Below are 26,932 nucleotides of genomic sequence, written 5' to 3'. Positions count from 1 at the left end.
TCGAGGCCGGATGCCATGATATCGATCAAGTGGAGACCCATGATGGTGCGCGGAAAACTCAAGAAGGTGGCAGGTTCAGTGTTGTTGGGTATCGGCCTGATGTCGGGGAATGCGATGGCGGATGATGTCGTCGATAAGCCCAAGGTGCTCATCTTCGATGTCAATGAAACGCTGTTGGACCTGACCTCGATGCGCAGTTCGGTCGGTGAGGCACTGGGGGGAAGAGAAGACCTGCTGCCCCTGTGGTTCTCGACCATGCTGCATTACTCCCTGGTGTCTACCGTGACCCGGGACTATCACGATTTCGGGCAGATCGGTGTCGCCTCGTTGCTGGTGGTCGCGCAGAACAACGGTGTCGAACTGACGGATGAGCAGGCGAAGGAGGCCATCATCACACCGTTGCTGACACTCCCGCCTCACCCTGATGTCAAGGAAGGTCTGGCCAGGCTCAAGGCCGAAGGCTACAAGATCGTCAGTCTGACCAACTCGTCCAACAAGGGCGTCAAGGCCCAGTTCGAGAACGCGGGACTGCTGCCGTATTTCGATGCTCGCTACAGCATTGAAGATATCCAGATCTACAAGCCGGACCTGCGTTCCTATGAGTGGGTGCTGGACAAGCTCGATGTCGAACCTGAAGAAGCCATGATGGTCGCTGCACATGGTTGGGATGTCGCGGGTGCAAAGGAAGCGGGCTTGCAGACCACCTTCATCGCCCGCCCGGGCAAGGCACTCTTCCCGCTGTCAAAGGCGCCGGATCATGTCGTGAAGGATGTGAACGAACTGGCCGACATTCTGGAGTAATTTCCTTTATTGGCGGGGGCTATCGAGATCCTGTCACCCTGAAGTCCGCGGTATCGGTGGGGCTGGCGAATCTCCTTTGACAGAAATCATATCCTGTCAATCGGGAGGCTGCCGGTCCCGTCGCCTGGCAGATTCATCGTGAATACTCCGCAAGTATTCTGGCGATATTGTCGAGGTTTCGTGATGGTTTTCCGCTGTCATGCGCTGTGTTTCGTTGATGTGGATCGATGGTGCGTGATGATGGAATGGCGCGCTGACAGGTCGCATCGAGGTGGCGTGACAGTCCTCAGGCGATCTCGAGAAGGATGTTCGTCAGAAAGACCCAGAGTGCTTGAGAAAGCCCCCCGCAGGCACGATTTCTCAAGCGCTTTCCTGTCCTGGGTGTCGCTGTCCCGACATTCATTGCCCGCCCGATTGGCGGGTTTTTTATGTCTCGCGTCCAGAGGCAGTGTCATGGTGAGGGCGCGCCAGAAGAGGGGGAGCGCAGGCCGAGCAGGCGTACTGCATCGCGCGGTCGGGCTCTGAATGAGGGGAGCGCAGGTGGCAGAAGGCAATGTCAATGGTAGGCTGGGCGGCATTCCCCTTTTCCAGACAGGAGCGCAGAGATGAACGACGCATCACCCCAGCATGGCCACCGTAGTCCGCAGATCATCGAGCCTCAGGGCCAGGCGGATGCCTGTGTCATCTGGTTGCATGGGCTGGGGGCGGACGGCAGTGATTTCGTGCCCGTGGTGCCGGCGCTGGGATTGCCGGCGGATCACGGCGTGCGTTTCGTCTTCCCGCACGCGCGTGAGCTGGCCGTGACTGTCAATGGCGGCATGCGCATGCCGGCCTGGTACGACATTCTCGAGATGAATCTTGGGCGGCGTGTCGATGAAGTGCAGCTGCGCGAATCCGCGGCTTACGTGCATGCCTTGATCGAGGAGCAGGTCGCGCAGGGGATCGCCAGTGAGCGCATCCTGCTGGCAGGCTTTTCTCAGGGCGGAGCCGTGGTCTACGAGGCGGCGTTGAGCTGTGAGCGGCCGTTGGGTGGGTTGCTGGCGCTCTCCACCTATTTCGCCACCAGCGCGACCATCACGCCATCAGCCGCCAATCGGGGGCTGGCCATCAGTGTCCATCACGGCACCCAGGATGACATCGTGCCGCTGGCACTGGGGGAGGCTGGCGCCGAGAGTGCTCGCGCCCTCGGGCATCCGCTTGAATGGCAGACCTGGCCGATGGCGCACGCCGTGTGTCTCGAGGAGATCGAGGCGATCGGCGAATGGTTCACGGCACGCCTGCTGGCCTGATCGGCCGCCAGTCCCACAACGCCGCTGACGGAGTGATTCGTCAGCGGCGTTTTCATGTGCCGGCAGCGCGGGTCACGTTCAGCAGTGATAGCGATAGGCGAGATGTTCATCCTTGCGCGGGCCGGTGATGCGCCAGTCAAGGTCGAAGCCGCAGGGCTTGTCATCCGCATCGCGCACGATGACGAGGGTGGCGGAATAGAGGTCATCGATGCACAGGTGTGCCTCGCGGCTGATGAAGTGGTCACCATCGCCTGCGGGAGCCTCGATCAGGTCGAACAGGAAGACCGCCGCATCGCGGCCGCGGCGCTCATGGCTCAGTGACAGGGCCGTGCCGTCGGGGCTCAGTCGCCAGCGATAGCGATTGCGGAACGTGACACTGCTGGCCTGGCCCTCCAGTCGGAACTGCCCCTGTTCATTGAAGAGGATGTCCCACGAGTCTTCCGCCCCAGTCCTGCCGGCCCCATCAGGCATCTCCTTCTCGAGGCGCACTTCACCGCTGCCATGGCCGGACCAGGCGTTGCGTGAGGCAGGCCCTGAGCGTGACGAAAATTCCAGGTGGCGTATCTGCTCAAGCAGCGCGTGGAGGGTTACAATGCCTGTCAACTTTCTCTGCCTAACGGGTTTACTCGTCATGTCCTACCTGATCGGTGTCACGGCCCTGTGGGCCTTCTCGTTTTCCCTGATCGGCGTCTACCTGTCCGGTCAGGTCGATAGCTATCTGGCCGTGCTGACACGCATCGTGCTGGCCAGCCTGATCTTTGCTCCCTTTCTGCGCCCACGGGCGATCAGTGGCCGCATCCGCTGGCAGCTGATGGCCATCGGTGCGGTGCAGCTGGGGCTGATGTACATCTTCTTCTACCGCTCCTTCCTGCTGTTGCCCGTCCCGGAAGTGCTGCTGTTCACGATCTTCACGCCCATCTACATCACCCTCCTGGATGACATGATGAAACGTCGGCTGTCGCCATTCTACCTGCTCACGGCGATGGTGGCGGTCATCGGTGCGGCGATCATTCGCTACGACGGGGTCACCGAGGGCTTCTGGCTCGGCTTTGCCGTCGTTCAGGGGGCCAATCTGTGCTTTGCCATCGGCCAGGTCGCCTATCGTCATCTCTCGCCCCAGCTGCCTGAAGGTGTCGCGCACCGTCATGTGTTCGGCTGGTTCTATCTTGGCGCCCTGGCGCTGGTGGTCGTGATGTTCCTGCTGTTCGGCAATACCGACAAGCTGCCTTCGCAGCCGGTGCACTTCGTGGTGCTGGGCTGGTTGGGCATCGTGGCGTCCGGGATGGGCTACTTCCTGTGGAACAAGGGAGCGACGCGCGTCGATGCCGGTACCCTGGCGATCATGAACAATGCGCTGGTACCGGCGGGACTGCTGGTCAATCTGCTGATCTGGAATCGCGACGCGGACCTGCCGCGTCTCGCGCTGGGCGGGGCGGTCATCGTGCTGGCGCTGTTGATCAATCAGTTCTGGGCGCGCCAGCGTGAGCAGCGCGCGCGTGAGGCGCAGAGCGTTCGCTAGGCATCGGCTTCGTGCAGCGCGTTGCGCAGGGTCGTGGTCAATCGTGCGAGGGTCTCATCGTTCTGCAGTTGGGCCGCATTGAGGCGCAGGCCGGGACTGACCGCCTTGAACAGGTAGCCGGGCAGAGTGGCGATGCCAGCCTCGAGCAGCTCGCGGTGCAGGCGGGAAAGGGCCGCGCCATCCAGTCCCGGCAGGCCGCACCACTGCAGATAGCCACCACTGACACCGGGCAGCCAGACGCCATCGCCGAGAGCAGAGGCAAGCGTCTCGCGCAGCAGTTGCAGGCGCTTCGCGTAGCAGCGGCGCATGCGGTGGACATGGCGCCCGTAATCGCCGCTGGCGATCAGCTCCGCGAGGGCGGCGTGCATCCATGGCATGTCGCCCATGCCATCGGCCCAGCGTGCGCGAATCAGCCCCTGCATGCCCAGCTCGGCGTCAGGTGCCACGCTTTCGGACCGTGGGAGCCACACCCAGCCACAGCGTGCTCGCGGGTCGAGCGTCTTGGACAGCGAGCCCACCGTGATCACGCCGGGTGCCTGTTCCGGTGACATTGTCTGTCCCAGTGGCGTTGTCTGCTCCGGTGACGGTGCCTGACGCTGATGGAGGTCCATCAGCCAGGGCAGGCGGGTGTCGAAGCTCAGTTCCGCGAAGGTGGCATTCTCGATGATCTGTACCCCGTGGCGTTGGGCCAGCTTGAGCAGGCGATCTCGATCCGTCAGGCTCAGCTGGCCACCCAGCGGGTTGTGGCAATCCGGTGAGACGATCAGCGCGTCGAGGGCGGCCTTGCCGTGTCGGTGCCCGGCCGTGGGCGGCATCTCTGGCCGCGTCTTGCCTGCACACGTCTGCCGCCTGTCCATCTGCCTTGCCTCTCCTTCCTCCAGTAGTCTGGCCAATGCCTCGATATCCAGTCCGCTTCCGGCATGTGTCGGCAGGGCAATGGCTTCGTGACCATTGGCTTCCACCGCCGCAAGCACACCGAAATAGCCGGGGGCCTCGATGCCGATGCGACAGCGTCCCCGGCTTGCGCGCCATTGTCGGAGAATCAGCGACATGCCTTGCTGAGCCCCCTGACACAGCAACAGGGTGTCACCGTGACAGTGATGGCCATGGTGGCTGAGGTGAGAGGCAATGGCCTCGCGCAGGGCGGGGGAGCCCGGGGGCAGCGCGTAGGCGCTGGGGGATTCGGCGTGATGCTTGAGCTTCTGGCGCACCAGCCGATAGAGGCGCCGCACGGCGGGCGCATCCAGCTCGGGATGCGCCGCGCCCAGCGGAGCCAGCGCCGGGTCGCTGGCATGTGCCATGGCCTGCCAGGCCGGGTCATCGATGGCCAGTGACGGAGTGGCAAGAGGGGTGCAGCGTGACGGGGCGGCATCGTGATCGCGGCTGGCGGAAGAGGGAGGCGCCGCTGCGGCCGCGACCTGAAATCCCCGGCGCGGGACAGCCACGAGGAAGCCGGCGGATTCCAGCTCACCATAGGCGCGGATCACGCTGTTGAGTCCCAGCCCTGACAGGGCCGCCTGGCGGCGCAATGAGGGCAGCCGTTGTCCGGGGACGAGTTGCCCCGTCGCCATCTCGGCTTTCAAGCGCGTCGCCAGCTGTTGGTAGCGCGGCGCTGATGGGAGGTCTTGAGTGCCACTCATGCGGACTGTATCCCCTGAAAAAGCCATTCTCTGTATCTTGTATCCCCTGGTGCCTTCGCGGCAAGCTCATGTCACATCACGCCGGCGATGCCTGACGCGCTCGGTGTGAGCGCTCCTCGGGACAGTGAGGTCCCGTCTCTCGTGCTCTGGAGTCAATCTGATGTGGATGCCGCTGACCTTCGTCTTCCTGTTCGCCACCGGGTTCATCGCCGCACGTTTCGGAACCCTGGATGCTGAGCCTTTCACGCTGCTGCTGGTGCGTAGCCTGCTGGTACTGCCGGTGCTGGGGCTGATCCTGTGGATACGCCGCAAGCCGCGCCAATGGGGGCAGCGCCATGACAAGCTGGCTCAGATGGGCATCGGCATGCTGTTGCACGGCGCCTATCTGGGTGGCGTGTTCGCGGCGGTCAAGGCCGGGCTGCCTGCGGGGCTGACGGCCTTGCTGGTTAGCCTGCACCCTCTGGTGACGGCTGCGCTGTCACTGCCGCTGTTCGGTATCCGTCTGGGCGCCAGGCAGTGGCTGGGACTGGGGTGTGGCGCGATTGGCGTCAGTCTGGTGCTGGGGGCGGGCGTGCTTCAGGGGGCAGGCGCCGCAAGCGCCACGCTCGAGTGGCCGATGATCGGCCTGCTGTGGTGTCTGGTGGCGCTCATCGGCGTGTCCAGCTCGACGCTGTGGCAGAAGCGTGTCGGTGGTCGGATGGGGCTGGTGGAGGGGCTGGTATTCCAGTATCTGGGAGCGGGCTGTGTCTTCCTCATCGCAGCCAGCAGCGTAGGTAGCTTCGCCTTCGACCCGACGCCTCGTCTGCTGCTGACCCTCGCCTGGCTGGTGATCGCCATCTCGGTGGGTGCCATCTGGTTGCTGATGCTGATGCTCGAACGTGGCGAGGCCCATCAGGTTGCACGTACCTTCTTTCTGGTGCCGCCGTGTGCCGCACTGATGGCCTGGTGGCTGTTCGATGAGCAGTGGACCGCCTTGATGGTGGTGGGAGCGGCGCTGGTCGTGCTGGGACTGGTGCTGGATCGCCCCCGTCCGGGCAAGGTAGCCAGGGCGCCGGCTGACGACACGGCGCCGTCAGCGCTCGAGACGTCGGCACCGAGCAGCGGGCAGGCCGCCTCGCGCTGATTCACCCTGAAAGCATAACGCCCCGCCGGCCCGTGATGGGCTGGCGGGGCGTTGTCATCTGTGGCCAGTCAGATGCGCGACTCAGAAGCGATAGCTGATACCGGCCATGGTCACGATCGGGTCGATCTCGACCTTGTCGTTGACGCTGCCCGCCACGGTGACATCGGAATCGATATCCAGATACCAGGCAGCGACGTTGGCCGCCCAATGCTCATTGATGACCAGGTCGACACCGATCTGTGCGGCCGCGCCCCAGCTGTCATCCATCTCGAGCTTGGTGCCGTCATCGAGGGTTTCATCGGAGAAGTGGGTGTAATTGACGCCTGCACCGATGTACGGCTGGATGCGGGAGTCGCGTCCACCGAGGGGGTAGTACTGAAGTGTCAGGGTCGGTGGCAGATGATCGACGGAGCCGGCCTTCTGGCCATTCAGCGAGATGTCATGCTCGAAATTCTGCGCGGCCAGCAGCTCGATCCCCAGGGTATCGGTGAAGCGATACCCCAGAGTGAAGGCGAAGGCGCTGTCATCATCGACGTCCACGTCGGCACCGATGGCATCGATGCGACCGTTGTCGCTCTTAGGCGAGACCTTGGCGACACCCGCACGCGTCCAGAACTGGCCGGCACCATAATCGAGGTTCTCGAGGCCTGAGTCAGTCGACGAGAACGGCGCAGCGACAGCCGACGTGGCAGTCAGCGTGAGTGCGGCCGTGATCGCCGCCATGCGCAGCGGGCGTGAAGAGGACCGGCAGAAGGAGAAGGGCAAGAAGGACTGTGCGGCTGACATGTTCGCTCCCGAAGTGACAGGGGGTGAGAAAGGAGATGTCAGTCTAGGAGCTCATGTCGACGAAAAATTGATCCATGACAAGGGTTTGCCGTCATGTACGACAAGGGTCCGTCACACTTGATTCAAATCAAGTTCCGTCTGTCTCGCCGACTGTCCGCGCATGCAAGAACGCCGCAGGCCCTGAGGCCTGCGGCGTTCTTGTGCGTCGTCAATGAGGAAAGGGGATCACCCCTGATGCGTCATGGCTCGGCGCGGCTCGTCAGTGCGTGTTTCAGCACTTAGAAGCGGTAGGTGACACCGGCACCGACGGTGACCGGGTCCAGCTCGGTGTCGTTCACGTCCTGGCCGTTGATCTTGGTGTCGGCCTTGACGTCAGCGTAACGAGCGAAGCCATTGACGGCCCAGGATTCGTTGATGTTGAGGTCAACACCCAGCTCGGCAGCTGCGCCGTAGCTGTCGTCGATGTCCATGCTCTGGCCACCGGCAGACTCACCGGAGAAGTGGGTGTAGTTCAGGCCGACGCCAGCGTAAGGCTGAACGCGAGCTTCGGTACCGCCCAGCGGGTAGTACTGCAGCATCAGGTTGATCGGCATCTGATCGAAGCCACCGTCGCTGTTTTTCCAGTCGGTGCTGAATGCTTCAGTGGACTGCAGAGCAACTGCCAGGTTGTCGTGGAACATGTAGCCCACGGAGCCGGCGAAACCGGATTCATCCTTGGCGATCAGGCCATTGCCGTTGTTGCTCTTGCCGTCGACCTTGGCAACGCCGCCGCGCAGGAAGATGTCGCCCTTGCCGTAGGCCAGTGCAGATTGTGCACCCATTGCCATGGTGCCGGCGATGACGGTAGCAGTCAGGATCTTGATGGTTTTCATGTGATGTTCTCCTTGAAGCTTGTGGCCTCGGGGGCTTCCTGTCGGCGGTGCCTGGCGAACTCGGGGGATGTACCGAGTGTGGCAAGGCTGCCTTGTTCAGGGGACGAGATGAACTATAAAAAACACTGTTCTTTTTGGCAAGCATTTTTTTAGAACAATGTTTGAAAACATATTTGACGTCTTGTTAGCGGATGTTACCGATTATTTCAGAAAAGGTGCATGTCTCGAGGATGAGACTGGAGGTGGCGCAGGACAGCGACAGGGCCGTTCATTTTTACGACAGATTCATGAGACGTTGGTCGTAGGCGGCTCGTGAGGTGAGCGCATGCTACGCAATGCGTGATGCGCCCACCAGTGTGGGAATTCAGCGACGCTTGCGCTGGGCACGTGCTTCAAGCTCGTTGAGCCATCGACTGACCTCGTCACTCTGCGCGGGACAGTCGAGGTAGACGGCCAGAAACTCTCGCCACTCCGCTGCCTGCCAGGCCTTGAGGCGGCGCCACAACACGTAGAGGTCGCGCTGGCACTCGTGACGGCGCAGCACGAAGCGTCGGGTCTTCTCCAGGTCGATGATGACGGCATCCATCTGTTCCTGCATGGCGCTGGCACCGTCGGCGGCGGGCTGTGGGCGGCTGAGGAACAGATGCTTGGGGAACAGGCAGCCGTGCATCATGCCGGCTTGATGAATCTGTCGCACGAGACGCGCGCTGGCAGTGATGACTTGCGTGCGTCGGGTATCGTCCAGCGCCGTCCAGCGTGCATGCCAGTGGTCCAGATCATCGCGGCCGTCGAGATCGAAGGTGATCAGGATGGCGCGCCACTCCTTGCCGGTGCGGCGCTCGCCATACCAGCCGGCATCCACCGAAGGAATGCCCAGCGCGTGATAGTGGCGGATGGCACGCCACTCGCGCGAGAAGGTCGGCTCGCCCAGTGGGCGTGACAGGCTGCGGCCCAGATGGTTGGTCTGGCGCTTGAGGTAGAGGCGATGTGTCTGGCCCTGCTCGTCCTCGAGAGTGAGCAGCGAGACCGTCGAGATGCCTCCGCGCTCACGGTTAGGGGCATCAACGTCCTGGGCGGCCACGTGCCACAGGGCCTCGAACCGGTTCAGGCCGTGGTAATCCAGCAGATACCCCAGGGCGGGGTCACAGTAGTCGGCATGGCCACGGGGCGCCGTGGCACGTGGGCCCCGAGAGGCGCTGGACAGGGAGTGGCGGGAAAAGGAGGTCATGGCAAGTTCACGAGCGAAAGAGGGGAGGTGGGTCACGGGCAATCCCTGCCGCAGGACCCAGCGATGGATCGCCCTATGATAGTTAGCCTGCTGGTGAAGTGATAGTCGCTGATCGGCAACTCCTGTGTCTGCGCATTCAACACGCGTCGCAGGATTGTCCGAGCCGTGCATGGCTGCTGTCGTGCAGGCCCGTGCTCTGTGGCGTGTGGTGGAAGGTCGCAGGTGTCGTGCAGGTGCGCAGGAAGAGCGTTGAGAGGCCGCTGGCGGTCCACTGCGCGTCAGCCCAGCAATGATGCGGGCCATGGACGTTTCCGCTGTCAGCTCATGGGCTTGCGATCCCCGCAGGCGGCGCTTGCCGGAGTGCGGCTGCGACAACCTGTCATCTGGAGCCTGTCGCGAGAGGGCAGAGAATGTCCGACCAAGGTCTTGGTACCACGGTGCCATTGCCTGTGCGCTTTCCGGCGGGAGTCGGGGGGAGACTGCCCCCGACGTCGGTGGCAAGCGCATGCAGAGACGGCAGTCTGGCCGTTCGTCTTATCGCAAAGGGGTTAGACATGATCTCCGATACCGTAGTGGAGCTGTCGCGGTTCCAGTTTGGCATGACCGCGCTCTATCACTTCCTGTTCGTCCCGTTGACCATCGGCATGGCCTTCCTGCTGGCCATCATGGAATCCCTGTATGTGATGACCGGCAAGCAGGTCTACCAGGACATGACCAAGTTCTGGGGCAAGCTGTTCGGCATCAACTTCGCGCTCGGTGTCGCCACCGGCCTGACGATGGAGTTCCAGTTCGGCACCAACTGGGCCTATTACTCGCATTACGTCGGCGACATCTTCGGTGCGCCGCTGGCCATCGAGGGCCTGGTGGCCTTCTTCCTCGAATCCACCTTCGTCGGGCTGTTCTTCTTCGGCTGGGACCGCCTGAGCAAGCGTCAGCACCTGATGGTGACCTGGCTTGTCGCCTTCGGCTCCAACTTCTCGGCGCTGTGGATCCTGATCGCCAATGGCTGGATGCAGAATCCGGTCGGGGCGGCCTTCAACTTCGAGACCATGCGCATGGAGCTGACCAGCTTCGCGGATGTCATCTTCAATCCGGTCGCCCAGGCCAAGTTCGTGCATACCGTGTCGGCAGGCTACGTGACCGGCGCCATGTTCGTGCTCGGCATCAGTGCCTTCTATCTTCTCAAGGGGCGGGATCTGGGCTTTGCCAAGCGCAGCTTCGCCATCGCCGCGGCCTTCGGACTGTTCTCGGTGGCCTCGGTCATCGTGCTGGGCGATGAGTCCGGTTATGAGGTGGGCGACGTGCAGAAGGCCAAGATGGCCGCCATCGAGGCGATGTGGGAGACCGAGCCGGCGCCGGCGTCCTTCACGCTGATCGGTCTGCCCAACGAGGAGACCCAGCACACCGATTACGGCATCCACATTCCCTATGTGATGGGGCTGATCGGTACGCGCTCGCTGGATACCGAGATTCCGGGCATCAAGGAGCTGACCGAGGAGCACCGCGGACGCATCGTCAATGGCATGCAGGCCTATGATCTGCTCCAGCAGCTGCGTGAGGGTCAGGACGATATCGCGACCCGTAAGGCCTTCGATGCCGTCAAGCAAGATCTCGGTTACGGCATGCTGCTCAAGCGCTATGTCGAGACGCCCTCCGATGCCACGCCGGAGATGATCGACAAGGCCGCGGCCGACTCGATCCCCCCGGTGGCACCGATGTTCTTCTCGTTCCGCATCATGGTCGCCTGTGGCATGGCGATGCTCGCGATCTTCATCGTCGCGGTATGGATGAGTGCCAAGCATCGCTTCGATGTGCGCCCCTTCCTGTGGATCTGCCTGCTGTCGATCCCGCTGCCGTTCATCGCGGTGGAGACCGGCTGGTTCGTGGCCGAATTCGGGCGTCAGCCCTGGGCGGTCGGAGAGATTCTGCCGACCTTCATGGCGGCCTCGAGCCTGGATGAGTCGGATCTGTGGTGGTCCATCGGCGGTTTCCTGGCCTTCTACAGCCTGTTCTTCGTGATCGAGATGTGGCTGATGTTCCACTTCGCGCGCAAGGGACCCTCTTCCCTGCATACCGGCCGCTATCACTTCGAGCGCGGCGCCCTGCGAGACGACGAGGGCATGTCGCTCAATCCTTCGCTGTCATTCAAGGAGTAATGGATCATGTGGGATTACGAGATCCTCAAGCTGTTCTGGTGGGTGGCGGTGGGTCTGCTGCTGATCGGCTTCGTCATCACCGATGGCATGGACATGGGCGCGGCGATGCTGATGCCGCTGGTCAGTCGCAGTGACAGCGAACGGCGCGTGGTGATCAACACGCTGGCGCCGCACTGGGATGGCAATCAGGTATGGCTGGTCACCGCCATCGGTGCCGTCTTCGCGGTGTGGCCGGTGGTCTATGGCGCGGCGTTCTCCAGCTTCTATTTCGCGATGCTGACCATCCTGTTCTCGCTGTTCTTCCGTCCGCTGGGCTTTGACTATCGCTCCAAGCTCGAGAGCCCCCAATGGCGGGGCTGGTGGGACCGCGGCATCGTCGCCGGCAGCCTGATTCCCACTGCCTTCTTCGGGCTGATCTTCGGCAACCTGCTGCAGGGCGTGCCGCTGGAAGTCGATCAGTACATGCGTGCCAGCTACGACGGCAGCTATCTCGGGCTGTTCAATCCCTTCGCGTTGCTGTGTGCGGCGCTGTCCGTCGTGATGGTGATGCTGCATGGCGGTACCTGGCTGGTGGCGCGTGCCGATGACGCCGTGGCGGCGCGCAGTGCGCGTCTGGTGCAGCCGCTGGGACTGCTTTCGCTCGGGCTGTTTGGCCTGGGCGGACTGTGGGTGTGGTTGTCCGGCATGGGCTACAGCATCGACCAGATGGGCGATACCGGCAAGGCGCTAAAGCTGCTGGACAAGCAGGTCGGCCCCGGCAGCTGGATGGATGTCTACGCGCGTGAGCCGCTGACGTTGCTCGCGCCCTTGGGCGCCGTGGCGGGTATCGTCACCGCGATGTGGCTCTCGGCCAGACGTCAGGGCGGGGCAGCCTTCACGGCCAGTTCCGTCGGGGTCGGCGGTGTGGTCGCCACCGCAGGCATCAGCATGTTCCCGTTCATCGTGCCGTCCTCGCGCATGGGCGAGGCCAGCCTGACGCTGTGGGATTCGGTCTCCAGCGAGCTGACACTGTCCATCGTCACCGTGGCGGGGCTGGTGATGGTGCCGACCATCATCCTCTACACCACCTGGTGCTACGTGAAGATGTGGCGGCGCGTCACGGTGAGTCACGTCGAGCAGGACGGACACAGTCTGTACTGAGGCAGGCAGCCGACACTGCAACCGCTTTTCCCGTACGCTTCATAACTGCATCATTGGGCGAGGGCGCCGCCCTCGCAGGGAGACGACTTCATGTGGTATTTCGCCTGGATTCTCGGTGTACTGCTGGCCTGCTTCGCGGGCATCATCAATGCATTGTGGCTTGAGCAGACTCACACCTTTGACGATGATTGAGGCAGGCGGCCTCAACGATGCTTCTGCGCCGCCGACCGTTCTGATCAAGGAGAGCTCGATGTCACGACCCTGGTACGCCTCACGACCACCGGCCTGGTGCCGAACTCGCCCTGCCCATCTGGCCTCGCTGCTGCTGTCTGCCATGGTGGCCATCTGGATGCTGCTGGGGCCGGATGCCATCGCCTCGATGGCCACCGGGCCGCGCTATCTGATGCTGCTGATCGCGCTGTGGGGGCTGGGGGCCGGCTTCACGCATGGGGTCGGGCTGGTGCCGCGTCATGCCACGCGCGCCTGGCTGCTGGGCGCACCGCTGAGCTGGTGTCTGCTGCTGATCACCCTGATCGCCCTGAGCATGAGCTAGCCACTGCGATGCCTTGAAAGTCCCGAGAGGGGTCACTCCATGAGTGGCCCCTCTTGCGTTGGGGGGGGGGCCGGCGCGAGAAGTGTCACCGGGGAGGCAAGCGAGCCCTTCTTGAGCGGCAGCGACATGCGATATCGCTTTACATCCCGCCAGTCCGCGCCCTATAACGCCAGTGCAACCGCGTGAGAGGGGGACTGGAGGTCACCGCGATTCGCTCATGCCCTTGGCCCATGCCCTTGGCTTGTGCATCCGGGCGTGGTGGGCCAGGCGTCATTGCAATCCCTCCTGCGAGCCCCACCTAACACAAGAGACCCCCTGTGCGCCCGAGCGTGCTGTCGTGGGGGTATGGCTGGGCGACCGATATCAACAACAATGGTTCACGAGCGATATCCAGACCGCTCTTCGAGGAGGAAGGCATGCGATCATCCGTTGACTCTGCCCGCGGTTCGGCCCGCGGACCCGAGGGAAGCAGGCCGTCCACGGCGTCTGCAGGTTATATCCCGCGCGACATGACACGGCGCCAATCAGGCGACTGGGTGCTGTCGCTGGTGGTGCCGGTGATGAATGAAGAGGAGACGATCGCGCCGTTTCTTGCCGCCATCGATGCCACCCTGGCAGCACAGGTACCGCACCTGGAAATCCTGTTCGTCGACGATGGCTCCAGCGATGCCACCCTGGCGCGCCTGGACGCTGCCGCGGCCGATGATTCACGCATTCGTTATCTGAGTCTGACACGCAACTTCGGCAAGGAAGCGGCCATGAGCGCCGGCATCGAGCAGGCGCGTGGCGATGCCATCGTGCCGATGGATGTCGACCTGCAGGACCCGCCCGAGGTGATACTCGAATTCATCACCCAGTGGCAGGCCGGCTACGACATGGTCTATGGCGTCCGCGCCGCGCGTGATGAAGACACCGCCACCAAGCGCAAGACGGCAGGATGGTTCTATCGCATCTTCAATCGCCTGACCTTTACCGAGATTCCACGGGACGCCGGGGATTTCCGACTGCTGGATCGTCGGGTCGTCGAGGCGTTGCGCCGCATGCCGGAGCGCAACCGTTTCATGAAGGGACTGTTCTCCTGGCCCGGTTATCGCTCGGTTGGCGTCACCTATCAGCGCCCGGCGCGGACCGCCGGCACGACCAAGTTCAACTACTGGAAGCTGTGGAACTTCGCCCTGGACGGCGTGGTGAGCTTCTCGACCTGGCCGCTGCGGGTCTGGACCTACCTCGGCGCGTGCATCGCGGGGCTGTCCTTCCTCTACATCCTCGTCATCATCAGCAAGACGGTGCTGTTCGGCATTGATGCCCCGGGGTATGCGTCCCTGATGATCGCGGTGCTGTTCTTCGGCGGCATGCAGCTGATTTCCATCGGCGTGCTGGGCGAATATCTCGGGCGCCTGTTCATGGAGACCAAGCAGCGGCCGCTGTATCTGATCGATCACGACAGCCTGCAGGATGGCCCCGGTGGCGCTACCTCGCCGGACAGCGGGCTGGACAGCGGCCTCAGCACGGCGCGGGTCTTGCGCGGACAGCGTGACCGTGAATCCTGTCAGAGTGCCGAGCCTGACATGACGCGAGGAGACTCGCGTGAGGGATGATGCCACGTCACGCCAGACGTCCAGCACCGCAGAGCGGGCACGACAGGAAGCCGGCACCGCCACCCGTTTCGGTCTGGTGGGGCTGGCCGCCACGGGGGTGCACCTCGCGGTCGCCGCGTTGATGCTGTTTCTCTGGCCACCGCTCAATGAATTCATCGCCAATATCGTGGCCTTCTGTGTGGCCTTCCAGGTCTCGCTGGTGGGGCATCGACGTCTGACCTTCAAGCGGCAGGGCAGCGCCTGGCGGTTCGCGCTGGTGGCGGCCAGCGGCTTCGCGCTCAACAACGGGTTGCTGGCCGTGCTGATCCAGGGGCTCGGCATGAGCGGCTTCGTGGCCATCGCGATCGCGACGCTCTCGGTACCCGTCGTGACCTATCTGGCATCACGACTCTGGGCCTTCAAGGAATGAGCCTCATGAACGACAGCACTGCCGTGAAGGCCGAGCGGATGGGCAAGGGGCGGCTGGCGGCCCTGGGGGCCGCGTTGATCGCCGAGACGCCATCGCCGAGCGACGCGCTGGTGCGCGCACGCACCGCCAGCATTCCCTGGGCACATATCCTGCTGGCACTGGTGATCACGCGGCTTGCGTGGCTGGCCATCGCCGCCCATGGCGATCAAAGCTACCTGCATGCCATGGCCCAGTTCGATGGCAGCTGGTTCAAGGGCATCATGACCCGTGGCTACGATGTCGAAGCCCGGGGCATGAGCGACGGTGATGCCGCCAACTGGGCCTTCTTTCCGCTCTATCCTGCCCTGTTGTGGCTGGTGACGCTGGGCGGCCAGCTCGACCCGGAGCTGATGGGCGTACTGCTGAGCAATGTGCTGCTGGCGGCGGCCCTGGGGCTGGGGTGTCGCTATCTTGCCATCACGCGCCCTGATGCCTCGCCGCTGCTGTTCGTGTGGCTGGTCGCCAGCATGCCGTACAGCTTCTATTTCAGTGCGCTGTACTCGGAATCGCTGTTCTGGCTGTTGTGTCTCGCGTCCCTGATCGACTGGCGCTGTCAGCGCACCGGACGGGTGATGCTGTGGACGTTGCTGCTGTCGATGACACGGGCCACCGGGGTGTTCTGGGTCATCGCCATGGGCATTGAGCTGCTGGCGCGTCTGCGTCTGGCGGCCTTCGCCGAGCTGTGGCGCCGCCCCGACTGGCTGTTGATCGGCGTGATGGGGCCGCTGGGGCTGTTTCTGTTCATGGCGGTGCTCTACCACCAGACGGGCGATGCGCTGGCCTTCAGTCACGTGCAGATCTCCTGGGGCCGCGAGATGGGAAATCCCATCGTCAATCTGGTGCAGGGGCTGGGGTACTGGTTCACGGCGCCGGAAACGCTCCGGCCCGCCTGGCAGGCCAGCATGGCGCTGATCGGCATCGCGTTGATCGGCTGGCTGGGCCTGCAGCGGCGCTGGCTGGAGTTGGGCCTGGCGGCGTTCACCCTGTTCATTCCGCTGGCCACGGGGCTGGACGCCATCCCGCGCTACCTGATCGGCATGCCGGTGTTCGTGCTGGCGCTGCTGGATCTGCTAACGCGCCTCCCGAGCCGACTTGCCTGGGGGCTGGTCGCCCTGGGCGCGCTTTTCAACCTCTGGCTGGTGGAGAACTGGTATGACGCCGCATTCTGGCTCGTCTGATGTGAGTGCGGACCTCTCCGCCACTTCGGGAGGGCGTGCCGACGCGCGTTACGGCGTGCCGACCCGCTTGAGCCGGCGGCGTCTCTGGCTATTGCTGGCAACGGCCGCCGTGCTGGCCTTCGAACTCTGCATGCTGTGGCTGGCACGCACCCCTCAGGTGGATGACCACTACCGACGCTACTTCATCGAACACGCCACCACCTGCTATCGCCCGATGGGCGAGGTACCGGTTCTCGCCTTGGGCGAGCGCTATCCCGTGCGCAAGGGGGAGCCGCTTGGCAACTGCAGCGTGCTGTGGGAAGGGTTCTATTCGCCCAAGGAGGATCGGCCGGTCAGTGCACGCCAGGCGCAGGTGGGTCTGCGTCTGAAGGTCACGCCGGGCCTCAGGCAGCCGGTCGTGGTGGCACTCGCGCTGTCACGCTATCCCGATGACGCCGAACCCCGCCCGGTGGAGGTGTGGGGGGAAGGCGAGCTGTTGGCCCGCTGGCCGGTGGGCGGTCGTCAGGCCAGCCACGAGGTGGAGGTGCCGGAGCGGTTGATCCAGCCGGACGGCAGCCTGCATCTGACGCTCAAGGGGCCGCCGCCCATTGCCCCGCGGGATGTCGGGATCGACGGCAACAAGTTTCCCGTCGGCCTGCGCCTGGATAGCGTGATGTTGCGCTCGACCCTGGGGCTGACGCCGCCCGACAGTGCTCCATGACCCTGACCGGCGGCGCGCGATGACACTGACGCGGCGGCGATAGTCAGGTAAATTGTGTGCGCGGCAACGTGAATGATCCGTCCGACCGAGCGGCAGTTCGCCTGATGGTGAACGGCTCGCGTCCTATCAAGAGAAAGCGCCCGGTAGTCAGTGACTGTCATCGCAAGGGGCTTACAAGGAGTTAGTGTGGATTTTCTGAATGCCATTCCCATGGAAACCGACCAGTTGTTCGAGCTGGCGTTGTGGTGGGGCGGAACCCTGTTGTCAGCACTGGCCGTGCTGGTGTTCGGGATGTGGGTGGCCAAGCGTCTGACCCGGTGGGTCACCTCGCTGTTGCAGCGCAAGAGCATGGACGAGGCGGCGGCAGGCTTCGTCGGTCAGATCGCCTACGCGATTCTGGTGGTCATGGTGCTGCTGACCGCGCTGGATCAGGTGGGGGTCGATACCACGTCGATGATCGCGGCGCTGGGTGCGGCGGGTCTGGCCATCGGTCTGGCACTGCAGAGCTCACTGTCCAATCTGGCCTCGGGCTTCCTGCTGGTGACGCTGCGTCCGTTCAAGAAGGGCGATTACATCGAGGCCGCCGGGACGTCCGGCAGCGTCGACCAGATCACCATGCTGCAGACTCGTCTGGTGACGCCGGACAATCGCAAGGTCACCGTGCCCAACTCCAGCGTGATGTCCCAGACCATCACCAATTATTCGGCACTGCCGACACGTCGTCTGGATCTGGTGGTCGGGGTCAGCTATGACGACGACATCCGTCAGGTCAAGGCGGTGCTCGAGGAGCTGGTCAACAGCGACGAGCGCATCATGAAGGAGCCGTCCTACCTGATCGCCGTGGCGGAACTGGCCGACAGCTCGGTCAACTTCAACTTCCGCATGTGGTGCCAGGCCTCCGACTACTGGGCACTGAAGTGGGACATGACCGAGCGCATCAAGCTGACCTTCGATGAGCGCGGCATCAGCATCCCCTATCCGCAGCGCGATGTGCATATCCATCAGCCGGGCAGGGCGACCGAGTAAGCCATCTGTCCTCGCGTGATGGCATGACTTGCCATGACATGCCATGACATGCCGTGATATGACACAAAAGAACGCCACCTTCGGGTGGCGTTTTTTTGTGGCGCGAGTCAGCTACTCTCGAGTGTGGCAGTGGTTCATCCTCCAGGACCGGGAGTGTCGTCTCTTGTACATGATCATGGATCTGACTCGTCGCCAACGTCGCCAGGCGTGGCGCCTTCTGCTTGCCAGCCTGGCCGTGCTCGGCATCGGGCTCGTGCCGCTGTTAAGCCAGCAGGCCCTCTATCTGGATGACATGAGTCGTACCCTGGATGGCTACTTCGGATGGGGGCTGAATGCCCGCCCGGCCGCGGAAGGCGTGATGCGCCTGCTGGGCTTCGGGGGAGAGCTTGTCAATGTCACGCCCTTGCCGCAGCTGGCGGCCTGGGGCATCGCGGCCGGTATGGCGCTGGTCTGGTGGCGTCGGGTGCCGGGACTCTCGCCGGGCGTCTGCGTGCTGGGAAATGCGCTCATCTGGCTGACACCCTTCACGCTGCAGAACTTCAGCTATGCCTATGACAGTCTGCCGATGAGTCTCGGGCTTGCCAGCGCGATGCTGGCCAGCCTGATCCTGCGCCCGGGTGTCCACGGGCCGGTGCAACGTTCGCAGCGCCGCTGGCAACCTTCATTGATGGCGCTGGGATTGCTGCTGCTGGCCCTGTGCTGCTACCAGCCGGCGCTGAACGCCTTTCTGGTACTGAGCCTGCTGGACGCCCTGATGGGGTCGCGCCCGCGCGGGGTCGAAAGGAGAGAGGCTGAAGAGAGAAATACCGAAGAGAGGAAGTTCGAAGAGGGAAAGACCGAACAGAGTGAATCGGTATGGCGCGCCTGGCTTGCGCTGCTGCAGCGCGGCGGACTGGTGCTGGCTGCCTTGCTGCTCTACCTGCCGCTGTCACGACTGCTGGTGGCGGGCGACTACAGCCAGCAGCACGGCGAGATGCTGTCGCTGGGCGATCTCCCGGCGCTGCTGGCCGCCTTGGAGCAGCATCTCGTACAGGCACTTGCCGCCCTGCGTGGCGGACTGGATCTCGTCAGCGGGGCACTGAGTGGCAGCCTGCTGGTGGTAGCGCTGGGGGCGGCGCTGATGACAGCAGGCCGGCGGCATGGCGCACGCCAGGTGTCCTCGCGCCAGCTGACGCTGGAGCGTCTGAGTCGTCTGCTGTGGGCGCTGCTGCTGATACCTGCACTGTGGGGGCCGATGCTGATGCTGGCGGAGCCGGTCTTTCACTCGCGCACCCTGGTGGGCTGGGGGGCACTGCTGGGCGGTGCCCTGATGCTGAGCCTGGCGGGCCGGCAGGCGAGAGCCTCCGAGCGCTTCACGCTGCGGCGCTGTCTGCTGGCGGTGGCGGCACTGCTGTTGCTGCGACACTGGTTGATCTTCGCGGCCTGGAGCAATGCGCTGGCCGCCCAGCAGGCCCATGAGACCCAGCTGGCGCGTGAGATCGTCACCCAGGCACGTGAGCTGGGACTGCCGATCACTTCACCACGTGACCGCGACACCTATCGGCCCGATGACGAGCTGGCGGTGCAGGTGCTGGGGAAGGCGCCGCTGGCACCGCTGGCGCGGGTCGCTGAGCGTCAGGTGCCCGCCGTGCGCCAGAACCTGATCGCCGCCTTCACGCCTGACAACTATTGGGCTGTGGTGAGATTGCGCATGGCCGGTGCCAGTGCGGCGACCCTGCTGCGCGATGATGAGCGCAAGGCCAGTATCAAGGAGCCGCCTGTCTGTGACGAGCGCGCGACAGTGGATGCCCCGGGAGATGAGAGGGGATCGCCGAGAATCTTCATCCAGACCTTGCGGGAGGGTGTCTGGGTGATCGACTTTCGCACCGCCGAGGATTGTCGCCGAGTAGACGTGAGACCCTGACGTGCGTCCAGACGCTTGCCCAGGCGCTTGCCTAGGCGCTTATCCAGACACGACAACGCCGCCCCGAGGGGCGGCGTTGTCGTGTCTCACGGCAGATCATGCTGCCGAGTTCGATCAGGCGTGGTTCTCGACCTGTTCGAATTCGTCGGTGATCTCATCGCTCGGCGCTGCGGTCATGATGCTGACCACGTAGATGGCGATGTAGGCGAAGATGACGCCCGGCACGATCTCGTAGAGGTCGAAGATGCCACCGGACAGCTGCTTCCAGACCACCACGGTCACGCCACCGACGATGATGCCGGCCAGGGCGCCGAAGCGGTTCATGCGACGCCAGTACAGCGACATGATCAGCGCCGGACCGAAGGCCGCGCCGAAGCCGGCCCAGGCGTAGGACACCAGGCCCAGTACGCTGGAGTTCGGGTCCAGTGCCAGCACCCACGCGATGATGGCGATGCCGATCACGGCGAAGCGACCGACCCACACCAGCTCGGACTGGGTCGCGTCCTTCTTGAACAGTGCCTTGTAGAAGTCATCGGCCAGCGCAGAGGAAGACACCAGCAGCTGGGAGTCGGCGGTGGACATCACGGCAGCCAGGATGGCGGCCAGCAGCACGCCGGCGACCGCCGGGTGGAAGATGAAGTTCACCATGACCATGAAGATCTTCTCGCTGTCGGCCAGATCCTTCGGCACATAGACGAGACCCAGCAGGCCGATGCAGATGGCGGCGAACAGCCCCAGGGCTGACCAGATGACGGCGATGGTGCGTGCGGTGCCGACATCCTTCTCGCTGCGGATGGCCGCGAAGCGCGCCAGGATGTGCGGCTGACCGAAGTAGCCCAGACCCCAGGCCAGTGACGAGATGATGCCGACCAGCGTCAGGGCTTCACCGGTGGAGGCGTCACGGAACCATTCCAGCAGCAGCGGGTTCTCGGCGGTGATGCGCGAGCTCGCTTCTGCCACGCCACCCATGTCGGTGAGCGCGACGATGGGCACCACGATCAGCGCGGCGGCCATCATCAGACCCTGGATGAGGTCGGTCCACGACACGGCGAGGAAGCCGCCGAAGAAGGTGTAGGACACGATGGCGATGGTGCCGACGGTCACGGCGATGGTGTAGTCGAGGCCGAAGACGGTCTCGAACAGCTTGCCGCCCGCCACCAGACCGGAGCTGGTGTAGAAGAGGAAGAACAGCAGGATGAAGACGGCCGAGATGACACGCAGCATCTTGGAGTTGTCGCGGAAGCGCTTCTCGAAGTAATCCGGCAGCGTCAGGGAGTCGCTGGCGACGAAGCTGTAGATACGCAGGCGCTTGGCGACGATCAGCCAGTTGAGCCAGGTACCGGCCAGCAGGCCGATGCCGATCCAGGCAGCGGACAGACCACTGAGGTAGGCCGCGCCCGGCAGGCCCAGCAGCAGCCAGCCGGACATGTCAGAGGCGCCGGCGGAAATCGCGGAGGTCCAGGGGCCCAGTGAGCGGCCGCCCAGGATGTAGTCCGACATGTTGGAGGTGCGCTTGTAGGCCAGCAGGCCGATGCCAAGCATCACCGCCAGATAGACGGCAAACGTGATGAGAATTGTGGGGCTATTTTCGACCATCGTGGAGTAAATCCTTTGCATTTATTGTTGTCGGACGTCGAGCGTTCCGATAATCCCGGAGGAGATGGCACCGCCTGGTGCATCACCGCCATGGCCCTGAGCACCTACCGAATGTCACCGTCCTGCAAGGGCTGGTGCCATTCTGTATATGTTCAGACTAGCGCATAAACGAATCATCTGAAGCCTCTCCGTCCCCGCATGTCGCCGTCGAATCAAGCAGGAGAACGGCAACGGACACCGCAGGGCACTTGGCGGGCAGACCAGTCACTCGGCCTGCCTGCAAGTGGCATCCCTGTCGGTGTCCGAAGCACACCCCCCGTGCTGCAGAGAGGGTGTGCCAGGCATCGTCCTGATGCCCGTTGCCTGACTACTTCATGCACGTCCGGCATGCAGTCCTCTGTCAGGCGGGACCGATGCTACTCGTCGTGCAGGCCCGTCATGCCGAGCCCGTCACCGGCGATAGCGCCGATCATTCGTCGCCCATGGCCAGAAGAGACGCGTTGCCGCCGAGTGCCGTGGTGTTGATGGTACGGGTCTTCTCGGTGGCGAAACGGTGCAGGTAGTGGGGGCCGCCGGCTTTCGGACCGGTACCGGAGAAGCCCTGACCACCAAACGGCTGTACACCCACCACTGCGCCGATGATATTCCTGTTGACGTAGACATTACCAACACGAATTTTCTGTGCAACTGCATTAGCAAAACTTTCGTTTCGGGAATGCACACCGAAGGTCAGGCCATAGCCCAGGCCATTGATGGTATCGATGACCTTGTCGATATCGCCGCCTTTCCAGGTGGCGATGTGCAGGATCGGCCCGAACTGCTCGCTTTCCAGGCTGTCGATGCCGTCGATGCGCAGCGCGATCGGCGCGACGAAGGTGCCTTCGGCGGTGTGCGCCGGGTCCATGCTGGCTTCCGCCACCACGCGGCCCTGGGCACGATATTCCTCGATGTGCTTGAGCAGACCGGCACGTGCCTCTTCATCGATGACCGGGCCGACATCAGTGCCCAGGTCGCGCGGATCGCCGATCTTCAGCTCATCCATCGCGCCCTTGAGCAGGCCGATGACGCGCTCGGCGACATCTTCCTGGACGTAGAGCACACGCAGGGCGGAACAGCGCTGCCCGGCGCTCTGAAAGGCGGACTGCACCACGTCATTGACGACCTGCTCCGGCAGGGCGGTGGAGTCGACGATCATGGCGTTGAGGCCACCGGTCTCGGCGATCAGGCTCGGCAGCGGGGCATTCTCACGTGCCGCCAGAGAGCGGTTGATGATCTGGGCGGTCTGGGTGGAGCCAGTGAAGCAGACGCCGGTGATGCGCGGGTCGCTGGAGAGCACGCTGCCCACGGTCGGGCCATCGCCCGGCAGCAGCTGCACGACATCCCGCGGCATGCCGGCTTCACGCAGTAGCTCGACGACACGGTGCGCGACCAGCGAGGTCTGCTCGGCCGGTTTGGCGACCACGGTGTTGCCGGTGACGGCCGCGGCGACCATCTGACCGCAGAAGATCGCGACCGGGAAGTTCCAGGGGCTGATGCAGGCGAACACGCCCTTGCCGCCCAGCAAGATCTCGTTGTGCTCGCCGGTCGGGCCACGCAGGACGGTGGGGGCACCGAAGTCGGCACGCGCACGGTTGGCGTAGTAGCGGCAGAAGTCGACGGCTTCGCGAATCTCGGCGATGCCATCGGTCAGAAGCTTGCCGCCCTCGCGGGAGCACAGGGTCATCAGCTCCGCGGTATGGGCTTCCATCAGATCGCCAAAGCGCTCGAGGATGGCAGCACGCTCCTCGACCGGGGTCATCTCCCAGCGCGGGAAGGCGGCCCAGGCGGCGTCGATGGCGCGGGAGGCTTCATCGGCGCTGGTCCACTGCACGTGGCCCACGGTGACGCGGCGATCGAACGGGCAGGTCACGACCTGACGTCGTTCGGCATTGGCGTCGACATCGAAGGCCAGCTGCGGACGCACGTCGTAGGTGCTGTCCATGAACCTGGCCATCTCGTCCATCAGCGGCTGGTACTGGCTGTTGATGTTCAGATTGATGCCGCGTGAGTTGCGACGGCCCTCGCCATAGATATGCGGCGGCAGGGCGATACGCGGATTGTGGTAGCTCTTGAACTGGGAGAGCGTGGTGACCGGGTGGACGCACAGGCTCTCGACCGGCACGCGCGGGTCGACCAGCTGGTGGACGAACGAGGAGTTGGCGCCGTTCTCCAGCAGGCGACGCACCAGGTAGGGGAGCAGGTCCTTGTGGGCACCGACCGGCGCATAGATACGGCACCAGGTCCCTTCGGGAGCGCGCTTGAGGGCGGCGTCGTACAGCGCCTCGCCCATGCCGTGCAGACGCTGGAATTCGAACTGGCGCGTCTCGCCTGAGTTGGCCACGTCCAGAATGGTGCTGATGGTGTGAGCGTTGTGGGTCGCGAACTGCGGATAGATGCGGCCACGGGTGTTCTCGGACAGCAGGAAGCGCACGCAGGCCAGATAGCTGACATCGGTGGAGGCCTTGCGGGTGAAGACCGGATAACCGTCGACCCCCAGCTCCTGGGATTCCTTGATTTCGCTGTCCCAGTAGGCGCCCTTGACCAGGCGCAGCGGGATCTCGTCACCCTGCAGGTCGGCGATGCGGTTCAGATACTGAAGCGTCGGCAGAGCGCGGGTGGAGTAGGCCTGCACCACCAGACCGAACTTGCCCCAGCCGCGGCAGGTGTCGCTCTCGTAGACGGCGCGGAAGACTTCCAGCGACAGCTCGAGGCGATCGACCTCTTCGGCATCGATGGTGATGGCGACTTCCAGCTCGCGCGCGATGCTGACCAGTTCGCGCACGCTGGCGACCAGCTCTTCCAGAATCTGCTCGCGACGGCCGAATTCATAACGCGGGTGCAGGGCGGACAGCTTGATGGAGACCGACGGTGACGGCGTCGCGGCCTTCAGCTTGCGAGAGGTCTCGCCCACGGTGCGAATGGCGCGCGCGTAGTCATCGAAGTAGCCCTTGGCATCGGCACGCGTGCAGGCGGCTTCGCCGAGCATGTCGTAGGAGTAGGTGTAGCCCTTCTCGAACTGCGGCTGGGAGCGCTTGAGCGCTTCCTTGATGTCACGGCCCAGCACGAACTGCTTGCCCATGATCTTCATGGCCTGATACATGGCGCGACGGATGACCGGCTCGCCCATGCGGTTGACCATGCGATTGATGAAGGTTGCCGGCTTGCCGTCATTCTTGGGCAGATCCATCTTGATGACGTTGCCGGTCATCAGAAGGCCCCAGGTGGAGGCATTGACGAACCAGGACTCGCTCTGGCCGAGGTGGGATTTCCAGTCGGCCACGCCCAGCTTGTCCTCGATCAGCGCATCGGCGGTGTCCTTGTCCGGAATGCGCAGCAGCGCCTCGGCCAGGCACATCAGCAGCACGCCTTCCTGGGTGTCGAGGCTGTATTGCTGCAGCAGCTCGTCGATGGAATCGACGGCGGTGTCCATGGTGCGAATCTCGCGGACAAGCTCCGCGGCCTTGTCACCGACACGCTTGATGTCGGCATCGTTGACGTCCAGCAGCTTGACCAGCTCAGCCACGAAACCATCTTCGTCGACCAGATAGTGGTCGCTGACCCGTGAGAACAGCTTGCTCGGATCGCGTTGCCAGGTATTCGGCGCCAGAATCTCGTCGGCACGCAGCACCGTCTCGCCCAGCGGGCAAGCGGTACGCGGCGTTTCCTTGAGGGAATCGGACGGCTGGGTAGTGGCCGGAACGGCCGGAGTGACGGTGGTCATTGAGCAAACCCCCTGCTGCTGGGTGGCATTACGCCAGATAGGATTGCCGGGCACGATGCGCGAAGGTGATGCGAGGCGCATCCGGGCGGGACATCGGCACGTCTTGTTGGATACCGGTGAATGTAGGGTGGTGCAGGGGGGCGGGTCTTTCCAATTTCTCGGCTGCGCGTGTCAAATCCACGGGCGTGGCGTGAAACCTGCCGCTATCTGCGACCTTCGTCGAAAAGCATGACGTCAATTGACGCGAACTTGTTAGACCAAGGTCGGAGTGTCCTGTGTCAGATCCCTGCCGGTCACGCTCTAAGGACAGCGCCCCTGGCCGGGGCTTGCGTTCAGGGCTTGTGATCAGAGCTGGCGCTCAGCGTTTGTGGTCAGAGCTTGCGATCGGGAGACGCTGGGTGGGGGCGTTCAGGACTTGCGCAGTGCGGAAGGCGGGAAACCGAGGTGCTTGCGGAAGGCGTGCGAGAGTGCGCTCTGATTCGCGAAGCCGCAGCGCTCGGCAATCTGCGACAGGGAGAGGTCGCTGCTGTCCAGCAGATGGCGCGCTTCGTCCAGGCGGCGGCGCAGCAGGTACTGATAGGGCGAAAGCCCCGTCAACACGCGAAAGCGCTCACTGAAATGCTGTTCGGACAGGTGGGACTGACGTGCCAGATCCGCCACGCTCAGTCGGCGATGCAGGTTGGCATCGATGAAGCGGTTCAGGGCGACCAGATCCAGCTGGCGGCCGGTGCCGTTCAGGGCGCTCATCGGCTCGGCGATACGCGAGTTGAGACAGGCGAGGAAGGTGGCAGCCAGCAGGTCGCCGGGGGCCTGCTGATAATCATTGACCTCGGCGAGCATGAATTCCAGATAGCCGCGCAGCCGGGTATCCAGCGTGAAGAAGCGCGGGCGCTCGAACAGACGCTTCAGGTCACGATGCTGACCGGTCAGATAGGGCGCGTCATCCGGCAGGTCCAGAATCAACTGGCGATTCTCGCCGATGCCCGCGTAATAGTGCACGTGGTCTGCCGGCACGATACAGCCGGTCAGGGGGCGAATCTCGCCGCCCTGGCCCTCGATCTCGAATTCGGCCAGCCCATCCAGCCCGATCACCAGCTGGTGGTAGCTGTGATCATGGTGCTCCCGCAGGTTGGAAAGCGGGATCAGGCGCATCTCGCTGTTGACCATCAGGCGCGGGTCTCCGCCACGCCCGTGCGGGCGCGCAGGTGTCCCAGCAGGACGTTGAGTTCCTCACGGCCCTCGCGGGAGAACAGCGCGCCGCCCTGCGCCAGTTGCCAGGGTCTGGCGTGCTTGTCGAAGATGCCCTGACAGCGGCGGCGCAGGCTTTCCAGATATTCATCATGACGAATCGGGTAGCCGATCACGCTATGCCACTCGTTCTCGTTGATCTCGCCGCTGACCGCCTGATCCAGCACGCGGGCGATATCACTGAAATCGGTACGAAATCGCGGCGTGCGCGACATCATGAGCAGAGCGACAGTGCCGACGCTGACGATCAGGCAGACCACGAAGGTAATGATGAAGATGGTCATGAGCGAACCTTGTGCGGGCAGAGCCGAGGGAATGATGGGGCATTCTACCACGGCTGTCCGGCGCCATCGTCAGTCCGGCGTGTC

At 63.7% G+C, this 26,932-nt stretch carries 23 protein-coding genes; 14 read left to right on the top strand and 9 right to left on the bottom strand.

Annotated features, from left to right (window positions below; all coding sequences use genetic code 11):
- Positions 1 to 39: 39 nt before the first annotated feature.
- Positions 40 to 801, top strand: a complete 762-nt coding sequence (locus QD172_RS03485) for a haloacid dehalogenase type II (RefSeq protein ID WP_279855012.1) — start codon at positions 40 to 42, stop codon at positions 799 to 801.
- A gap of 605 nt (positions 802 to 1,406) precedes the next feature.
- Positions 1,407 to 2,090: a carboxylesterase gene (locus tag QD172_RS03480; RefSeq protein WP_279855010.1), complete on the top strand. Its 684-nt coding sequence runs from the start codon at positions 1,407 to 1,409 to the stop codon at positions 2,088 to 2,090.
- 78 nt (positions 2,091 to 2,168) lie between these two features.
- Here QD172_RS03480 and QD172_RS03475 read toward each other — a convergent pair whose 3' ends face one another.
- Complete coding sequence (locus QD172_RS03475) at positions 2,169 to 2,693, bottom strand: DUF6314 family protein (RefSeq protein WP_279855008.1); 525 nt, start codon at positions 2,691 to 2,693, stop codon at positions 2,169 to 2,171.
- 28 nt (positions 2,694 to 2,721) lie between these two features.
- On the opposite strand from QD172_RS03475, the gene QD172_RS03470 reads away from it, so the two are divergent.
- Positions 2,722 to 3,609, top strand: coding sequence for a carboxylate/amino acid/amine transporter (locus tag QD172_RS03470; RefSeq protein WP_084209035.1), 888 nt, complete (start codon positions 2,722 to 2,724; stop codon positions 3,607 to 3,609).
- Here QD172_RS03470 and QD172_RS03465 read toward each other — a convergent pair.
- Positions 3,606 to 5,249, bottom strand: coding sequence for a PLP-dependent aminotransferase family protein (locus QD172_RS03465; protein WP_279855005.1), 1,644 nt, complete (start codon positions 5,247 to 5,249; stop codon positions 3,606 to 3,608). The two genes, QD172_RS03470 and QD172_RS03465, sit on opposite strands and share 4 nt — an antisense overlap.
- Before the next feature lie 160 nt (positions 5,250 to 5,409).
- On the opposite strand from QD172_RS03465, the gene QD172_RS03460 reads away from it, so the two are divergent.
- The gene (locus QD172_RS03460) at positions 5,410 to 6,372 is read left to right on the top strand and encodes a DMT family transporter (protein ID WP_279855003.1); all 963 of its coding nucleotides are present in this window, start codon (positions 5,410 to 5,412) and stop codon (positions 6,370 to 6,372) included.
- Positions 6,373 to 6,453: 81 nt separating this feature from the next.
- On the opposite strand, the gene QD172_RS03455 is transcribed toward QD172_RS03460, so the two are convergent.
- The 3 genes from QD172_RS03455 to QD172_RS03445 all read right to left on the bottom strand — a co-directional run bounded on the left by QD172_RS03455 (position 6,454) and on the right by QD172_RS03445 (position 9,258).
- The gene (locus QD172_RS03455) at positions 6,454 to 7,158 is read right to left on the bottom strand and encodes an OmpW family outer membrane protein (protein ID WP_240499562.1); all 705 of its coding nucleotides are present in this window, start codon (positions 7,156 to 7,158) and stop codon (positions 6,454 to 6,456) included.
- 278 nt (positions 7,159 to 7,436) lie between these two features.
- Positions 7,437 to 8,030 carry an OmpW family outer membrane protein gene (locus tag QD172_RS03450; protein WP_065392614.1) on the bottom strand — a complete coding sequence of 198 codons (594 nt, stop codon included), beginning with the start codon at positions 8,028 to 8,030 and terminating at the stop codon, positions 7,437 to 7,439.
- 364 nt (positions 8,031 to 8,394) lie between these two features.
- Complete coding sequence (locus QD172_RS03445; RefSeq protein ID WP_279854999.1) at positions 8,395 to 9,258, bottom strand: lipopolysaccharide kinase InaA family protein; 864 nt, start codon at positions 9,256 to 9,258, stop codon at positions 8,395 to 8,397.
- Between the two features lie 554 nt (positions 9,259 to 9,812).
- Here QD172_RS03445 and QD172_RS03440 point away from each other — a divergent pair.
- The 10 genes from QD172_RS03440 (at position 9,813) to QD172_RS03395 (ending at position 19,960) form a co-directional block, all read left to right on the top strand.
- Positions 9,813 to 11,414, top strand: coding sequence for a cytochrome ubiquinol oxidase subunit I (locus QD172_RS03440; RefSeq protein ID WP_084209032.1), 1,602 nt, complete (start codon positions 9,813 to 9,815; stop codon positions 11,412 to 11,414).
- 6 nt (positions 11,415 to 11,420) lie between these two features.
- Positions 11,421 to 12,554, top strand: coding sequence for a cytochrome d ubiquinol oxidase subunit II (cydB, locus tag QD172_RS03435; RefSeq protein ID WP_279854997.1), 1,134 nt, complete (start codon positions 11,421 to 11,423; stop codon positions 12,552 to 12,554).
- Positions 12,555 to 12,644: 90 nt separating this feature from the next.
- Positions 12,645 to 12,746, top strand: a complete 102-nt coding sequence (gene cydX / locus QD172_RS03430) for a cytochrome bd-I oxidase subunit CydX (RefSeq protein WP_024951692.1) — start codon at positions 12,645 to 12,647, stop codon at positions 12,744 to 12,746.
- Between the two features lie 58 nt (positions 12,747 to 12,804).
- Entirely contained in the window at positions 12,805 to 13,107 is a 303-nt protein-coding gene (locus QD172_RS03425) for a cyd operon YbgE family protein (RefSeq protein WP_167593034.1), read from the top strand.
- Between the two features lie 509 nt (positions 13,108 to 13,616).
- On the top strand, positions 13,617 to 14,705 hold the full coding sequence (locus QD172_RS03420; protein WP_279854995.1) for a glycosyltransferase family 2 protein: 1,089 nt from the start codon (positions 13,617 to 13,619) through the stop codon (positions 14,703 to 14,705).
- Complete coding sequence (locus tag QD172_RS03415) at positions 14,695 to 15,114, top strand: GtrA family protein (protein ID WP_084209029.1); 420 nt, start codon at positions 14,695 to 14,697, stop codon at positions 15,112 to 15,114. Before QD172_RS03420 ends, QD172_RS03415 begins: the two co-directional genes overlap by 11 nt.
- Positions 15,115 to 15,119: 5 nt before the next feature.
- Positions 15,120 to 16,331 (top strand): hypothetical protein, encoded by a 1,212-nt coding sequence (locus QD172_RS03410; RefSeq protein WP_279854992.1) that lies wholly within the window; start codon positions 15,120 to 15,122, stop codon positions 16,329 to 16,331.
- Entirely contained in the window at positions 16,306 to 17,031 is a 726-nt protein-coding gene (locus QD172_RS03405; protein ID WP_279854990.1) for a hypothetical protein, read from the top strand. Before QD172_RS03410 ends, QD172_RS03405 begins: the two co-directional genes overlap by 26 nt.
- A 186-nt stretch (positions 17,032 to 17,217) precedes the next feature.
- Complete coding sequence (locus QD172_RS03400) at positions 17,218 to 18,057, top strand: mechanosensitive ion channel domain-containing protein (RefSeq protein ID WP_255317653.1); 840 nt, start codon at positions 17,218 to 17,220, stop codon at positions 18,055 to 18,057.
- Between the two features lie 169 nt (positions 18,058 to 18,226).
- Positions 18,227 to 19,960, top strand: a complete 1,734-nt coding sequence (locus QD172_RS03395; RefSeq protein ID WP_279855232.1) for a glucosyltransferase domain-containing protein — start codon at positions 18,227 to 18,229, stop codon at positions 19,958 to 19,960.
- A gap of 114 nt (positions 19,961 to 20,074) precedes the next feature.
- Here QD172_RS03395 and putP read toward each other — a convergent pair whose 3' ends face one another.
- The 4 genes from putP to QD172_RS03375 form a co-directional block, all read right to left on the bottom strand.
- Positions 20,075 to 21,556 (bottom strand): sodium/proline symporter PutP, encoded by a 1,482-nt coding sequence (gene putP, locus QD172_RS03390; protein WP_077372611.1) that lies wholly within the window; start codon positions 21,554 to 21,556, stop codon positions 20,075 to 20,077.
- Between the two features lie 469 nt (positions 21,557 to 22,025).
- A complete protein-coding gene (gene putA / locus QD172_RS03385) occupies positions 22,026 to 25,223 on the bottom strand; it encodes a bifunctional proline dehydrogenase/L-glutamate gamma-semialdehyde dehydrogenase PutA (RefSeq protein WP_279855231.1) in 3,198 nt (1,065 codons plus the stop codon).
- 501 nt (positions 25,224 to 25,724) lie between these two features.
- Positions 25,725 to 26,483, bottom strand: coding sequence for an AraC family transcriptional regulator (locus QD172_RS03380; protein ID WP_077372614.1), 759 nt, complete (start codon positions 26,481 to 26,483; stop codon positions 25,725 to 25,727).
- Positions 26,483 to 26,848: a hypothetical protein gene (locus QD172_RS03375; protein WP_077372617.1), complete on the bottom strand. Its 366-nt coding sequence runs from the start codon at positions 26,846 to 26,848 to the stop codon at positions 26,483 to 26,485. The genes QD172_RS03380 and QD172_RS03375 overlap by 1 nt, the downstream gene beginning before the upstream one ends.
- Between the last annotated feature and the right edge of the window lie 84 nt (positions 26,849 to 26,932).

Origin of the sequence: Cobetia sp. 10Alg 146 (assembly GCF_029846385.1) — a bacterium.
Lineage (GTDB): Bacteria > Pseudomonadota > Gammaproteobacteria > Pseudomonadales > Halomonadaceae > Cobetia > Cobetia marina.
Note: the sequence above shows the minus strand (reverse complement) of the source record. Positions and strands in the feature narration are given on the sequence as shown.

Excerpts from the sequence above, each read along its gene's own strand:
- QD172_RS03450 (WP_065392614.1), bottom strand. The coding sequence starts at position 8,030 with ATGAAAACCATCAAGATCCTGACTGCTACCGTCATCGCCGGCACCATG.
- QD172_RS03375 (WP_077372617.1), bottom strand. The coding sequence starts at position 26,848 with ATGACCATCTTCATCATTACCTTCGTGGTCTGCCTGATCGTCAGCGTC.
- QD172_RS03460 (WP_279855003.1), top strand. The coding sequence starts at position 5,410 with ATGTGGATGCCGCTGACCTTCGTCTTCCTGTTCGCCACCGGGTTCATC.
- cydB (WP_279854997.1), top strand. The coding sequence starts at position 11,421 with ATGTGGGATTACGAGATCCTCAAGCTGTTCTGGTGGGTGGCGGTGGGT.
- QD172_RS03465 (WP_279855005.1), bottom strand. The coding sequence starts at position 5,249 with ATGAGTGGCACTCAAGACCTCCCATCAGCGCCGCGCTACCAACAGCTG.
- QD172_RS03420 (WP_279854995.1), top strand. The coding sequence starts at position 13,617 with ATGACACGGCGCCAATCAGGCGACTGGGTGCTGTCGCTGGTGGTGCCG.
- QD172_RS03480 (WP_279855010.1), top strand. The coding sequence starts at position 1,407 with ATGAACGACGCATCACCCCAGCATGGCCACCGTAGTCCGCAGATCATC.
- QD172_RS03410 (WP_279854992.1), top strand. The coding sequence starts at position 15,120 with ATGAACGACAGCACTGCCGTGAAGGCCGAGCGGATGGGCAAGGGGCGG.
- QD172_RS03405 (WP_279854990.1), top strand. The coding sequence starts at position 16,306 with ATGACGCCGCATTCTGGCTCGTCTGATGTGAGTGCGGACCTCTCCGCC.
- QD172_RS03395 (WP_279855232.1), top strand. The coding sequence starts at position 18,227 with ATGATCATGGATCTGACTCGTCGCCAACGTCGCCAGGCGTGGCGCCTT.
- cydX (WP_024951692.1), top strand. The coding sequence starts at position 12,645 with ATGTGGTATTTCGCCTGGATTCTCGGTGTACTGCTGGCCTGCTTCGCG.
- QD172_RS03440 (WP_084209032.1), top strand. The coding sequence starts at position 9,813 with ATGATCTCCGATACCGTAGTGGAGCTGTCGCGGTTCCAGTTTGGCATG.
- QD172_RS03455 (WP_240499562.1), bottom strand. The coding sequence starts at position 7,158 with ATGTCAGCCGCACAGTCCTTCTTGCCCTTCTCCTTCTGCCGGTCCTCT.
- QD172_RS03485 (WP_279855012.1), top strand. The coding sequence starts at position 40 with ATGATGGTGCGCGGAAAACTCAAGAAGGTGGCAGGTTCAGTGTTGTTG.
- QD172_RS03380 (WP_077372614.1), bottom strand. The coding sequence starts at position 26,483 with ATGGTCAACAGCGAGATGCGCCTGATCCCGCTTTCCAACCTGCGGGAG.
- QD172_RS03425 (WP_167593034.1), top strand. The coding sequence starts at position 12,805 with ATGTCACGACCCTGGTACGCCTCACGACCACCGGCCTGGTGCCGAACT.
- QD172_RS03445 (WP_279854999.1), bottom strand. The coding sequence starts at position 9,258 with ATGACCTCCTTTTCCCGCCACTCCCTGTCCAGCGCCTCTCGGGGCCCA.
- QD172_RS03470 (WP_084209035.1), top strand. The coding sequence starts at position 2,722 with ATGTCCTACCTGATCGGTGTCACGGCCCTGTGGGCCTTCTCGTTTTCC.
- putP (WP_077372611.1), bottom strand. The coding sequence starts at position 21,556 with ATGGTCGAAAATAGCCCCACAATTCTCATCACGTTTGCCGTCTATCTG.